Below are 13,052 nucleotides of genomic sequence, written 5' to 3'. Positions count from 1 at the left end.
CGCCTATAGTTTTGAAAATATTAATGATGAACAATTGCCGCCAAACCCGAACGAATTGGACAGTACATGCTTTATCTCCGGTTGTTTTGAAAAGCGGGTTTCAGGCGTAAAAGGCAGGCCTTCCATCGACGTTTCAAACCTTAGATTAGGATATACTAATCCACGCTGCACCGCCAAAGCCGAAAATACGGCTTCAATGCCACCGCTTGCCCCAAGCGTATGCCCGGTAAATGCTTTGGTGGAACTTATTTGGGGTGTGTATCCCGCGAATAGTTTGCTGATGGCTGCCCCTTCTGAACTATCATTGTTTTGCGTGCCCGTACCGTGCAAATTGATGTAGCCGATATCTGCAGGCTTTAAACCACTTTTTTTAAGCGCACCCTCCATTGCCAGTAGCGATCCTGTACCTTCCGGCGATGAAGCCGTTTGATGATAGGCATCATTGGCGTTATGATAGCCGCTGAGGGTGCAATACATCTCTTTTTTAAGCGATGACGCTATTCGCGCAGATACCAGCACCACATACCCTGCACCCTCACCAAGATTAAGGCCCCGGCGGTTGGCATCAAAAGGCTGGCAGGGCTGTTTATCCAATATCATGAGGGTGTTAAAACCGTTGAGGGTAAAGCGGGTAAATGCATCGGCACCGCCGGCAATAACCACATCCAGTATGTTGTTTTTAATAAGCCTTGCCCCATACATAATGGCATTGGCTGATGAAGAACAAGCCGTGCTAATAGTGCTTACATAATGCCTTATGCCCAGCTGATCGGCAACTAAATTGGTAACCGCATCGCACTCGTTATTTACCACATTGCGTAAACGCCCTTTGGTGTTATTGGCTAAGAAATCCCGAAAGAAATCTTCTGTTTTATCCATGCCGCCGACGGTATTGGCTGAGATAAAGCCTGTTCGTAAACCTGCAAGATTAGCAAGTTCGGTGTCAGCTAAAGCTTCTTTGGCGGCAATTGAACTCAGCATAGCCGTGCGACTGATGCCCGGTTTGAATCCCGATAATTCGGCGAGCTCTTGATTGCTTAGTTTAATCTCACCAACCGGAAACTCATCCCGGTGTTCAGTGTCCAGATACTGGATAGGGGCAATGCCAGTTTTTTCCTGTTCAAGCGACAGCAGGTTTTGGGCCACAGTATTACCTATGGCCGAAATTACCCCCGCGCCGGCTATAAAAACAGGTTGCTCCATTGTTTAGGCGTTCGGGATCCTGGTGCTTTCAATAAATTCGGCAATGGTACGCACCGAACGGAAGATTTTAGGGCCGTCTTCAGCATTAGAAAGTTTTACTTTATACTTTTGCTGTAATAGCACAATCAGCTCCAGTGCATCTATCGAGTCCAAACCGAGGCCATCACCAAACAGTGCTTGATCATCGCCTATTTCCTCCGGCTTCACATCCTGTAAGTTCAACTGCTCAATGATCTGCTCTTTCAGATCGGCCATTAATTTATTCATTTGCTGTACTGTAAATTTTATTAATATTTTCTGTTGTGAAGGGTGTTTCGCCTTCCTTTTCAATCAAAAACAAAACGGCTTTATAGTCATTGTCAAGCAGTTCTACCCAGCCACAAATACAAGCCTGCAATTGCTGGTTGTTCAGTAAATCTGAAACATAATTTGCAATAAAATCCGCATTGAACCGGTCAAAAACAAAAAATGCGTTCTCTCCTTTAAAATGATGACGGATGCTAATCTCGCCGATAACAATATTAGGCAGTGTATATACAAACAATGCCGGACTTGCAATTTCCTGTACCGAATCATAATACCGTTTATCGGCATCAAGGCTGGAACTTGCGTTTGATAATATCACGCTGATGTCGGTCGGCTGATACTTGGCGGCATCAAAATCTTTTAGCAAAACTTCGGCAGCAAGCCAGCCCAGTTTGGCAAGGTTATCCATTTTATAAAACTTAGGATACTTTGCCCCGATGAGTTGATAGGCAGATAGTAGGAAGCCAGAAACATCGGTATATTCTGCCTCAAACAGCAACCTGCCGTTGTGCTTTACAGCCTGATTGCTGATGACACAGCTTGATACTATGTAGTTGCCGGTATTCAATGTTTATATCAATTTATTTGCTGCAACCAAATCCCTTAGTGTTATGGTACGCGCGAGTTTATGCAAGGCTGTTTCGTGGTTTTTAACGTAAGGATTATCCATATCCCAAACGTAACCGGCCAGTACCGAGCAGATCTGGCTTTTAACAAGCGGGTCCTGGTTATCGGCGAAAAATATGGTATCCAAAACACCCTCGTACCACGCGGTTACATACGAGCGAAAGGTGTTTACGCCCTGCATCATGTGCTGCATGTATTCTTTGTCCCAATCTACGGCTTCGCCGTTAAGCTTGCGGATAACCAGTTTGGCAGCCGTTTGGCTCGATACCGTAGCGAGCGTTACGCCCGATGAAAATATCGGATCAAGGAACTCCGTAACGTTACCGGTAAGCACAAAGCCATCGCCATAAAACTTATCAGTAGTGGCCGACCATGACTCCAACACTTTTGGTGCAAAGGCAAACGCCACATTCTCAAAACGCTCTGCAAAATAAGGCTGTGAGGCAATCAAGCCGCGCAAAATCTCTTCGTCTGAGCCTTCGTATTGTTTAAAAAACTCAGGATTGCCCACAAAACCTAAGGAGGTAATACCATTGGCGAAAGGAATGATCCAGATCCAAACGCCGGGCTGATGTACTACGATGGTTATGCGGTTTGGCTCGTCGGCCATGGAGCGTTTTTTATCCACCGTATGCACAAAAAGCGCCTTGCGCGGAACTTGGGTCGATGGCCTGTCGAGGTTAAATAGTTTGGGGATCACCCTGCCATAGCCGCTGCCATCGATGATAAAGCGGGCCGAAATTTTGGTTTGCTTACCATCTCTATCTTCTACCGTAGTAACCGAGTTTTGACCGTCGAAAACAATGTTGGTAACGCTTGTTTCGTAATGAACAGGAACGCCCATTTTTTCGACGGTATCGGCTAAAGTTTTGTCGAAATCGGCACGCGGCACTTGCCAGGTCCAGTTCCAGCCGGGGGTGAACTGATCTGCAAATTGATAATCACAGATCTTGCCGTCTTTCACAAATTTGGCGCCTGCTTTTTGCTGAAAGCCTTTTTCGCTTATGGCATCCACAAAGCCGGCTTCGGTCAATGCTTCCATGCAGCGTGGCAGTAAGCTTTCGCCAATAACAAACCGCGGGAAAAGCTGTTTCTCTACAATTTTAACCTTAAAGCCTGCCTGGTGTACGATAGAAGCTGCCACCGTGCCCGCCGGACCGGCACCTATTACCAATACATCTACCTGTTCTGTGCTCATTTTATGAAATATCCTGTTGTGATTTGGTTAAAATTATGGCCGCATTACATCCCCCAAAGCCAGAGGCTATTTTGAGGCAACTGTTAAGTGGCGTTGATATCAATTGGCTGCAAACATTTACCGGGTTAGCATCGCCCTGTTTGCTAAAGCCTTTTGTTGGAATGATCATATTTTGCTTTAATGATTGAGCAGATATAATAGCTTCTATCAACCCCGAAGCGCCCAAAGTATGTCCGTAAAAACCTTTCAGGCTATTGAGTGGAACATTCTGCAAACCGGCCAGCGTTACAGCTTTTGCTTCCATTTCGTCGTTATAAACGGTCGCTGTGCCGTGGGCAGATATAAAATCAATATCCTCCGACTTTAAACCGGCAGCATCCATCGCTTTATTGATGGCGTAATATAATTCTTCGCCGGTGCGTGATGGGCCTGAAATATGGTTGGCATCATTGCTTATTGCACCCGAAACTAATTCAATAGCTTCTCCGGTTGGTTTGTCTGTAGATAGAATAACCGTAGCCGCGCCCTCGCCCAAATTGATACCATCACGATCTGCATCAAATGGTTTGCATAATCCCTTACTAACGGCCTGAAAAGATTGGAAGCCCGAAAGCACAAATTTTGAAATCACATCTGCTCCGGCAACAACCGCATGATCATACTGGCCGGATTGGATCAGCCGCATCCCGGTGATCATAGCAACAAGTCCGGAAATACAGGCATGTGAAACTATTATTGGCTCGTTTACAAAACCAAAATGTCGGGCTATTTTTTTTGCTGAAGTATGCAGGGCCATGCGCGCATCTAATTCCGAGCTCGACTCTTCGGTTTCCAACAGGCTAATATTACCTTTAGTGGTGGAAATGATCAGAACAGTTTTTTTATCGGATATATTTTTATCGACTCCATGTAAGGTTTCGGTTAACGAAGCGATGAGAAGGTGCTCGAATTTGGTGCAGTATTCATCGGTTTGAAAATATACTTTTTCAAATAGCGATGCAAAAAAAGGATCGTCAGACAGGGTTTTATCATCGTGTTGCCTCACGCCTGAAACACCGTTAACAAGGTGCTCAAAATTTTGCGTAGTTGTAGCACCCAGGGGCGAGGTAATATTATCAGCAACAAGGTAAACCTTCTTCATCACAGCGTTTGTTATATTAAACCTTGTTGTTGTTTCCAATCCAGGAAAAAATCCGGGTTGGTAAGCTGCAGTTCAAAATTATCACGGCGAACAAAAACCTGTGTTGTCGATCCTTTAACGATAAGTTCGCCGGTTTGGGCGTTGAGTAACCTGTAAGTAAAATTGATCTTCGCCGACTCGGTAGGGGTGTAGGTGGTTTCGATGATCACCTTATCCTCGTACCGCAAAAAGCGCTTATAATCACAATTTACGTTAACTATAGGCACAACGTAGCCGGCGTTATATACATCCATATAACCCAGGTCATATTGCTTGCCAAACGCCTCGCGGCCATCCTCAAAATAGCGGATATAGTTGCCATGCCAAACCACGCCCAGCATATCCACGTCACTGAATTTGACTTCAATCTCAATTGTATTTATTAGCGATTGCTGCAAAACCTTAGGGGCTTAGTATTTTTTGAAAAGATCGAAATCAGCGCCAAAATCGTCCAGGATTACCGGCCATGGGTGTGCCCAGTAATTTCTGAAACCAAATCCACGGCTGTTGCCGGTGCGGAAAACGGTATATAAAACCGTTTTCTTATCCATATCAACAAAAGTTACCCAGGCGCCCCCTTGCGCCCGCCCTTTATCCATGCCTTCAACAATCAGCAACATACCGATGCCTTTATTACCTAAAAAATCATAGTTTTTAATCAATGCATCAATATCTTTTTCGGTCAGCGTTTTGAAATGACCGGGATCAGTATCAAAGAAGTTTTTGGTAAGCGCGTTGTTAACTTTTTCGGTAACATTCATTGCAAAATGAACGGTATCGCGGTGAACCGCCTTGGCCGGGTTATATTTTTTAGGTTCTTTTAAAAAGAAGTTTTCCCATAGGGGGATGTATTTGCCAACAAATTCGGCATTGATCACCTCCCGTCTGTAAGCTTCTTCCGAACCAATGAATTTCATTTGTGAAAAATCCATACCTAACCAGGTTATCGGGGTTTTTTTATCGAATACCTCTGCTTTGGTTTGGGCAGATGCCGGTTTTAAGAACGCGGTTAATAAAAGTATCAGTAAACTCAGTTTAATTGCGTTTTTTTTCATGGTTGATATTATTGTGGTTGAATAAATATTTTCATTTCGCATTGGGCTATCGTTATGCCTTTGCAAGTAATTTTTCCTTTGATGATAGTAACATCGAAAACCTGGTTTTCAATTTTTACTTCGGTTTCTATGGTATCGCCAACTTTTGGTAAAGCAAATACTTCCAGGTTTTTTACCGCACCGATAAAGCCCGGCTGTACAGGTTTGCCTAATTGCTGAGCGGCATATCCGGCACCCGCGGCGGCGGTTTGGGCAATATTTTCAGTCAGTCCAGCTTCACTTAATTCACCATCGCTTACCAAAACATTTTCGGGCAATATCAACAGCGTGGTTGCTGTATTATCATCAGTTGACGACACCAGCGTATCAACCATTACAAACGGCGGGCGCTGCGGTATCAACGTTAAAATATCCTGTGTTGGTAAGGTCATTGCCAAAAATTATAATAGTTGTACCACTGCTCCGGATACGTTTTTACCTTGTTTTCAAAGCTGATAATAAAATCATCAGCCAGTTGTTCCATGCCTTTGCCTAAATCCGAATAATCTTTTACAGGGCTGGAAAAGAAATGATAGTGCAATGCACTTTCCTTTAGGGCGTAAACAAATGTTACCGGTACTTTAAATTTCTCGGCCATTACAAAGGGACCTGCCGGAAATTTGGCATCCTCACCTAAAAACTCCCTTGTTATGGTTTTATTGCCATCAATATACCTGTCGGCATGCATGCAAACCAGCTCATTGTTCTGGAATGCCGCGTTTATTTTAAATATGTGCGACAGGTCGTTTTTGATGACAATGATGTTTATTTTCCGCTTGCCGGTTACCGAATCCATGTATTGCTTGATCTGCCTGTCCTCGCCATCAAACATCACAATGTTAATGCGGGTGTTGATATGATCAAGCAGTTCGCCTGCTATTTCCCAGCTGCCAATGTGCGAGCTAAGCAGTAATCCGCCCTTGTTCATGGCGGCAATCTGCCGTAGGTTGTCGATCCCGTCAAAATTGAAAGTGAACTTGTTGGGAATCCCCGACATAATCACTACCTTATCGATAATACTTTGCCCAAACAGGTAGTAATTTCGGTACAGCTTCAATATTGATTTTACCCTGCCGAAACCGAGCCGCTTGTGGAAATAGTAATATGTGCCTTTTGATGTTTGCCACGAAAACAGGAAATAGTAAAGCGCCACAAACCTCAGCATAAAATAAGCGGGCATTACGCCAGCTGTTTTTAAAACACTAACAAAAATGCGGTAGCTAAGGGTATTTCCTTTAGATTTTCCCTGCCAGGCGGGCATTATGCAAGCTCCTTAGGTTGTACGCGCGATAGTACGTAATCGTAAAAATCCTGGAAGGTAACAATACCCGTAAAATCTTCTGGTTTTACTTTGAACCCAAAATTGCTTTCAATCACTACAACAAGGTCTATATAATCAAGGCTATCCAGGTCGAGGGTTTCTTTCAGATTTGCTGTGGGCACCATTTTATCTGCATCAACCTCAAATTCTTCGGCAAGGAAGCTGTTGATTTTTTCTATGATCTCTTCAATTTGCATAATGGCTTAGTTTAAATATATTTTTTAATAATCAGGGACGAATTGGTGCCGCCAAACCCAAACGAGTTTGACAGGAATGTATCTATATTTTTATCGACGGTTTCGGTAGCGATGTTAAGTTTCGCCGAATCCTCGTCGGGGTTTTCAAAGTTAATGTTAGGCGCCACGAACGAGTTTTGCATCATGAGCATGGAATAAACGATCTCACTTGCACCTGCCATCCAGCACTCATGACCGGTCATGGATTTGGTTGAACTTACCAGGGGCTTATAATCGCCAAAAACCTCATCAATGGCTTTAGCCTCGCTGGCATCGCCGGCAGGGGTAGAGGTGGCATGAGCATTGATATAGTCAATTTCAGAAGCCTGTATGCCGGCATCTTTTAATGCCATATTCAACGAGCGTACCGGCCCTTCAACCGTTGGGTTGGAGATATGCCCCCCGTTTGATGAAAATCCGTAACCAACAATCTCGCCTAAAATAGTAGCGCCTCGTTTCAGGGCCGATTCCAGGCTTTCCAGGATCACAGTAGCTGCTCCGCCGCTTGGAACCAATCCGTCGCGGTCGCGATCAAAGGGGCGGGAAGCTTTGGAGGGATCTGCTTCGTTTACAGAAAATGCCGAAAGCGCATCAAAACTCCCCATTGAATAATGGCTTAGTTCCTGTGCGCCGCCGCAAATAATGCAGTCCTGCATACCGCTTTTGATAAGATGGTAACCCATACCTATAGAATGCGAACCACTGGCGCAAGCCGCGCTGATGGTAAAGTTAACCCCGCGAAGCTTAAAGATAGTAGCCAGGTTCATGGTAACAGTAGAGTTCATGGTTTGAAAAACCGCCCCCGAACCAATGAGCATGGTATCTTTTTTTTCGCGGATGATATCGGTAGTTTCAATAACAGCCTTAGCAGTACTATCATTACCGTATAAAATGCCTACATCGGTTTGGGTGATGTAATCGGCATCGATACCTGCTTGCTGCAATGCTTCGATGGTAGCTATGTAGGCGTACTCGCCTTGCTCAGGCAGCATAATACGTGCCCGGCGATCAAGCGTACCCTTAAGGTTGGGCTTTTCAACCGCGCCGGTAAGTCCTGAGCGGTAGCCAAAATCTTTACGGATAGCATCATATACAATGCCCGACCTGCCGGTATAAAGGGACTGCTTAACTTCATCAAGATTTTCCCCAATACACGAATAGATACCCATCCCTGTTATCACAACCCTATTCATATTTGAGCAAAAACTGATAGTACATAGTCAACAAAATGTGATAAAAATACAAAAAAATAGAACTTAATCTGGTTTTCGTATGTATAGCGCTCGTTTAATGTTCCAAATTTCGGCTATTAAAATACCTGTATCTTAATAGCTTATAATTAAATTTATATTAAGAGTTAATTACTCTTGTGTTTGTTACTGTTGTTCTTGCGCTCGTTTGCAACGAGTGCTTAAACTGGGATAGCGTTTGTAACGCGATACTGGCGATGCAATCGCCAAACCATATAAACGCTCGTTGAAAACGAGCGCAAGGTTAGGTTGCTTTCTTTTTTATGAATAAAGCCCCCCATTTATCGAAAGCACTTCAGCTGTAATATAAGCAGCTTCCGGCGAAGCCAGAAATCCTACAGCATGGGCAACCTCTTCCGGTGTGCCAAATCTTTTTAATGGCACCATCGCTTTAAGTTCCTTTTCATCAAGCCCGGCAGTCATATCTGTAGCAATGAACCCCGGTGCTACAGCATTTACCGTAATCCCCCTGCGACCAACCTCCTGCGCTAATGCCTTGGTTGCACCGATAACACCTGCTTTAGCAGCTGAATAATTTACCTGTCCTGGCAAGCCCTTCAACCCCGAAAGCGAAACCACGTTCACAATCCGGCCGTATTTTTTAACCAGCATTCCGTTAAGGACTAAACGCGTAACGTAAAAGAAGCCACTTAGGCTCGTATTTATTACGCCATCCCATTGCTGGTCTGTCATCCACATCATCAGGCCATCATCTTTAACGCCGGCGTTGTTTATTAAAACTTCAATGTACTTTTCGGTGTTGGTTTCTATCCAGCTGCCTAATTTTTGTTGGATATCGTTCTTATCGGCAACATTAAATTGCAACAGCTCGCCATCGCCGCCATTCTCCCTGATCTGGGCGAGGGTATTGTTGGCTTCATCGATATTACCTTTATAATTAACCAGTACATAATAACCCATAGCGGCCATTTTGTAGCAAATGGCCCTGCCAATTCCTCTTGAGCCGCCGGTTACTAATGCACATTTCATATGATATTTTTGGTGTTAAAAGGTTTAATAAATTCAGGAAATATTTCGGCAGTTTCAAAATAGGCTTTTACTCGTTGCAGGTCCTGGTATTTGGGTTTATCCTCAATAAATGTAGGGAATATAGCCCTTAAGTCTGTATAAACTTTGTTGGTTTGGGTAGATAGCCTTTTGGCGCAATCAAGGTAATCGACAGCCTGTAGCAAAGTCATAGCCTGGATAGCCAGCACCTCGAAACTGTTATCGATCACTTTTTTGGTTAACAATGCCGCATTACAACCCATGCTTACAATATCCTGGTTATCATTATTGTTTGGGATACTGTGTACGTACATGGGGTACGAAAGGGTTTGGTTTTCGGCAACGGTTGAGGTAGCAGTGAATTGCATACCCTGCATCCCGAAGTTGAAACCCAGTACCCCTAAATTTAAAAATGGTGGGAATTTCTGGTTCAGCTTATCGTTCAGCAGATAATTTAGCTGCCTTTCGGACAGCATCGATAAACGGGTAATGGCAATTTTGAGTTTATCCATCTCCAGCGAAACATAATCGCCATGGAAATTACCGCCGTGGAAGATGTTATGGTTTTCATGATCGATAACCGGATTATCGTTCACTGAATTCAGTTCATCTACAACCACGCTTTCTGCCTGAGCAATTGTATCATACACCGGACCGAGAATTTGCGTAACACAACGAAGCGAGTAGTATTCCTGCACCTTATCCTCAAAAACTTCCTGATCAATATTTTCGGGATTGTATAAATGCTCTGAGCGGCTGCGGGTCATTTGGCTATCCTTCAGGATTTCCCTCAATTGCGCGGCAATAGCGTTTTGTCCTTTATGATGTTTAACCCTGTTTAGCTCGTGCGAGTAATGGTCATCAAAAGCGCCTACAACCTCATTGATCATGGCCGATAACATTACCGACCAGTCCAGCAATTTTTTAGCACGGATAATATTCAGCAAACCGATCCCCGTCATGGCCGAAGTACCGTTGATAATGGCCAGCCCCTCGCGGATATGGATCTGAAGTGGCTTGATGTTCAGTTGTTCAAGAACGGAAACGGTAGGTTGTACCTCTCCGTTATAAATCACCTCGCCTTCGCCAATTAAAACCAGTGCAAGGTGGGCTAACTGTATCAGGTCGCCACTGGCACCTACGCCGCCATGTTCAAATATGCACGGGGTAACGTTTTTATTAATGAGTTCGGCAAGCAGGTTCACCAGTTCGGGGTGTACACCGGAATGGGCTTGCATAAAACTGTTAAGCCGGGCAAGCATCAAGGCTTTCACCAGTTGGGGCTGCATTAAACTGCCTCCGCCCGAAGCATGGCTGCGGATGAGATTGTACTGCAATTGCAGGCGGTTTTCATCGCTCACCTTGTATTGCGCCATTGGGCCAAAGCCGGTGTTAATGCCGTAAATAAGCTTGTTGGATGAAAAATTGCCAAGAAAATTAAAGCTGGCTTCTACCTTTTGCAGTGCCTGTTCGTCAGGAGCAATCGTAGCACTATTAAAAATTACCTGGTAAAAATCATCCAGTGTAAGGGTTTTTCCTCCAACCTGTAGTATGGGCACAGTAGTTTTATTTAATAAGGTTTGATTACTCTTTTTCACAAAATCAGGGCGAAAATAAGGTAAATGTTCGGATTTGAGAAAAATGACGCCGCCGCTCGCCTCTGGCGAGTGGCAACTATTAAACGGCCTTCGGCCGACGGGTATTGCGAGAGGGACGAGTAAATATAAATGTCGAAATGGTACCTTTGATAAGGCACCTTATTGTTAAATGAAAAGAGTTCAAGCACAGAAACCACTTATTTACTACGAAGCACTTAAACAGTGGGAGATCATTACCATTGTGATTTACGCTTTAATAACGGTAGTTATTGTGTGTTCTCCTTTTATTTTAAGCATAAGAGCAAGGCAAAACTCAATCATAGCGTATTCTGTATCGCTTCAGTTGTTTGCCTATTTCTTTCTATACGTATCATTAAGAAACTTTAAAATATACCTAATCTGGTTGTGTTTCGGAATAGTACACTTTGTTCTATTTTTATTTTTTAAAGGAGATTCCGGATTAAAAGAAGGCATGGCAAACCCGTCTGTAACTCTTGTCAATACACTTCCTTTATTATTGCTTTTTCAATTGTTGAGATTCGTCAGCATAAAAATGCAACGACGGGAATTCGTTTCACCGGCTAAAGGTGGAGGCCGGGATCTATTAGAAAATAAAATAGTAACGGATATCGACTTTTTAATCTTTATAATTTATCTGGGATCTTGGTTAGGCCTTAGCATATTTTCAGTATGCTATATTAATTGAATATGTACTCCCAACAAAAATTTAACGTTTAATTTAACCCGAAACAATAACTTTGTAAAGCATTAAACGTAAACCCACAAAACCCATTGATAAAAACCTGGACTGAAGCCGGTACGTGCGATTGATATATGACGGATAACTTACAAACTATACAGGCAAAGTTTAAACAGTTAAAGGTATGCGTTATTATACCCACCTATAATAACGAGGGCACGCTGGCTGCTGTTATTACCGATGTTTTAGCTTATACCGACCAGGTTATCGTGGTAAATGATGGCTCGACAGATAGCACTCCTGCCATTATCCAGTCATTCCCGCAAATACAATCAGTAAGCTATGCTAACAATGTGGGTAAGGGCTGGGCGCTAAGAAAAGCATTTCAATTTGCAATTGAACAGGGTTATCAACACGCTATCACCATTGACTCGGACGGGCAACATTTTGCTACCGACCTGCCTGCTTTTATTGAAAAACTGGAACAGGAACCGGATTCGTTGATCATTGGTTCGCGTAATATGGAGCAATCGTCGGTGCCGGGTAAAAGCAGTTTCGGGCATAAGTTTTCTAATTTTTGGTTTGGGGTGGAGACCGGGATCAAATGTCCCGACACGCAATCAGGTTACCGTTTGTATCCAATTTATCTGCTCAAAAACACCAGGTTCATCACCCGTAAATACGAGTTTGAGATTGAGGTAATTGTCCGTGCCGCCTGGAAAGGTATTAAGATAGACTGGGTGCCGGTAAAAGTTTACTATGCCCCGAAAGAAACCCGTGTATCGCATTTTCGTCCATTTCAGGATTTTTCACGCATCAGCGTTTTGAATACTATTTTGGTAATCATCACTTTCGCATACATCAAACCCCGCGATTTTTTCAGGACGCTTTTTGATAAAAAAAAAGCTAAGCAGATGCTCAAAAACCTGTTCTTTAACCCTGAACACTCGCATCAGTTAAAAGCTAAATCTGTAGCTTTTGGCGTTTTTATGGGGATTGTGCCTATCTGGGGCTTCCAGTTATTGGTGGCTATTTCGCTGGCCTTTTTGTTCAGGCTCAATAAAGCCATCGTGGTTACGGCAGCCCACATCAGCGTTGCGCCCATGATCCCGGTTATTATTTTTCTGAGTTATAAAACCGGTAGCCTATGGATGGGCGGCACGGATGTGGATATCCCATTGGATAAAATTTCGCTTAAATCCATTGGCGAACATTTGGAACAATATCTTTACGGCAGCATTTCGCTGGCAATTTTTGCGGGTATTATAGCAGGATTGCTCACTTTTGCGTTACTAAAGCTGTTTAAGCGGAGGCCAGTCCCCGCCCTGTAA

14 protein-coding genes are annotated in these 13,052 nt (G+C 43.7%); 1 reads left to right on the top strand and 13 read right to left on the bottom strand.

All coding sequences use genetic code 11. The features are described 5' to 3' along the window. Positions 1 to 3: 3 nt before the first annotated feature. The 13 genes from J3L18_RS24400 to flxA form a co-directional block, all read right to left on the bottom strand. The gene (locus tag J3L18_RS24400) at positions 4 to 1,203 is read right to left on the bottom strand and encodes a beta-ketoacyl-[acyl-carrier-protein] synthase family protein (RefSeq protein ID WP_129569477.1); all 1,200 of its coding nucleotides are present in this window, start codon (positions 1,201 to 1,203) and stop codon (positions 4 to 6) included. A 3-nt stretch (positions 1,204 to 1,206) separates the two neighbouring features. Further along, complete coding sequence (locus J3L18_RS24395; protein ID WP_129569476.1) at positions 1,207 to 1,470, bottom strand: phosphopantetheine-binding protein; 264 nt, start codon at positions 1,468 to 1,470, stop codon at positions 1,207 to 1,209. Continuing rightward, positions 1,463 to 2,077: a hypothetical protein gene (locus tag J3L18_RS24390; protein ID WP_129569475.1), complete on the bottom strand. Its 615-nt coding sequence runs from the start codon at positions 2,075 to 2,077 to the stop codon at positions 1,463 to 1,465. The genes J3L18_RS24395 and J3L18_RS24390 overlap by 8 nt, the downstream gene beginning before the upstream one ends. 3 nt (positions 2,078 to 2,080) lie before the next feature. Further along, positions 2,081 to 3,334: an NAD(P)/FAD-dependent oxidoreductase gene (locus J3L18_RS24385; protein WP_129569474.1), complete on the bottom strand. Its 1,254-nt coding sequence runs from the start codon at positions 3,332 to 3,334 to the stop codon at positions 2,081 to 2,083. 1 nt (position 3,335) lies between these two features. Further along, positions 3,336 to 4,475 carry a beta-ketoacyl synthase N-terminal-like domain-containing protein gene (locus J3L18_RS24380; protein WP_129569473.1) on the bottom strand — a complete coding sequence of 380 codons (1,140 nt, stop codon included), beginning with the start codon at positions 4,473 to 4,475 and terminating at the stop codon, positions 3,336 to 3,338. An 11-nt stretch (positions 4,476 to 4,486) separates the two neighbouring features. Beyond that, positions 4,487 to 4,912, bottom strand: a complete 426-nt coding sequence (locus tag J3L18_RS24375; RefSeq protein ID WP_208102390.1) for an acyl-CoA thioesterase — start codon at positions 4,910 to 4,912, stop codon at positions 4,487 to 4,489. A 12-nt stretch (positions 4,913 to 4,924) separates the two neighbouring features. After that, on the bottom strand, positions 4,925 to 5,569 hold the full coding sequence (locus tag J3L18_RS24370; RefSeq protein ID WP_129569472.1) for a hypothetical protein: 645 nt from the start codon (positions 5,567 to 5,569) through the stop codon (positions 4,925 to 4,927). 8 nt (positions 5,570 to 5,577) lie between these two features. After that, positions 5,578 to 6,000, bottom strand: a complete 423-nt coding sequence (locus J3L18_RS24365) for a hotdog family protein (RefSeq protein WP_129569471.1) — start codon at positions 5,998 to 6,000, stop codon at positions 5,578 to 5,580. Further along, positions 5,997 to 6,869, bottom strand: a complete 873-nt coding sequence (locus tag J3L18_RS24360; RefSeq protein ID WP_129569470.1) for a lysophospholipid acyltransferase family protein — start codon at positions 6,867 to 6,869, stop codon at positions 5,997 to 5,999. The genes J3L18_RS24365 and J3L18_RS24360 overlap by 4 nt, the downstream gene beginning before the upstream one ends. Then, positions 6,869 to 7,126 carry an acyl carrier protein gene (locus J3L18_RS24355; RefSeq protein WP_091222634.1) on the bottom strand — a complete coding sequence of 86 codons (258 nt, stop codon included), beginning with the start codon at positions 7,124 to 7,126 and terminating at the stop codon, positions 6,869 to 6,871. Before J3L18_RS24355 ends, J3L18_RS24360 begins: the two co-directional genes overlap by 1 nt. An 11-nt stretch (positions 7,127 to 7,137) precedes the next feature. Next, positions 7,138 to 8,358 (bottom strand): beta-ketoacyl-[acyl-carrier-protein] synthase family protein, encoded by a 1,221-nt coding sequence (locus tag J3L18_RS24350; protein WP_129569469.1) that lies wholly within the window; start codon positions 8,356 to 8,358, stop codon positions 7,138 to 7,140. Positions 8,359 to 8,676: 318 nt separating this feature from the next. Further along, positions 8,677 to 9,405 carry a flexirubin biosynthesis SDR family reductase FlxB gene (gene flxB, locus J3L18_RS24345; RefSeq protein WP_129569468.1) on the bottom strand — a complete coding sequence of 243 codons (729 nt, stop codon included), beginning with the start codon at positions 9,403 to 9,405 and terminating at the stop codon, positions 8,677 to 8,679. After that, positions 9,402 to 11,021 (bottom strand): flexirubin biosynthesis tyrosine ammonia-lyase FlxA, encoded by a 1,620-nt coding sequence (flxA, locus tag J3L18_RS24340; protein ID WP_243771440.1) that lies wholly within the window; start codon positions 11,019 to 11,021, stop codon positions 9,402 to 9,404. Before flxA ends, flxB begins: the two co-directional genes overlap by 4 nt. Before the next feature lie 834 nt (positions 11,022 to 11,855). Between flxA and J3L18_RS24335 the strand changes: the two genes are divergently transcribed. Further along, positions 11,856 to 13,052 carry a DUF2062 domain-containing protein gene (locus tag J3L18_RS24335; protein WP_129569467.1) on the top strand — a complete coding sequence of 399 codons (1,197 nt, stop codon included), beginning with the start codon at positions 11,856 to 11,858 and terminating at the stop codon, positions 13,050 to 13,052.

It is taken from the genome of Mucilaginibacter gossypii (assembly GCF_017569325.2).
GTDB lineage: Bacteria > Bacteroidota > Bacteroidia > Sphingobacteriales > Sphingobacteriaceae > Mucilaginibacter > Mucilaginibacter gossypii.
The sequence above is the reverse complement of the archived record's forward strand: the minus strand, read 5'-3'. Positions and strand labels throughout refer to the sequence as shown.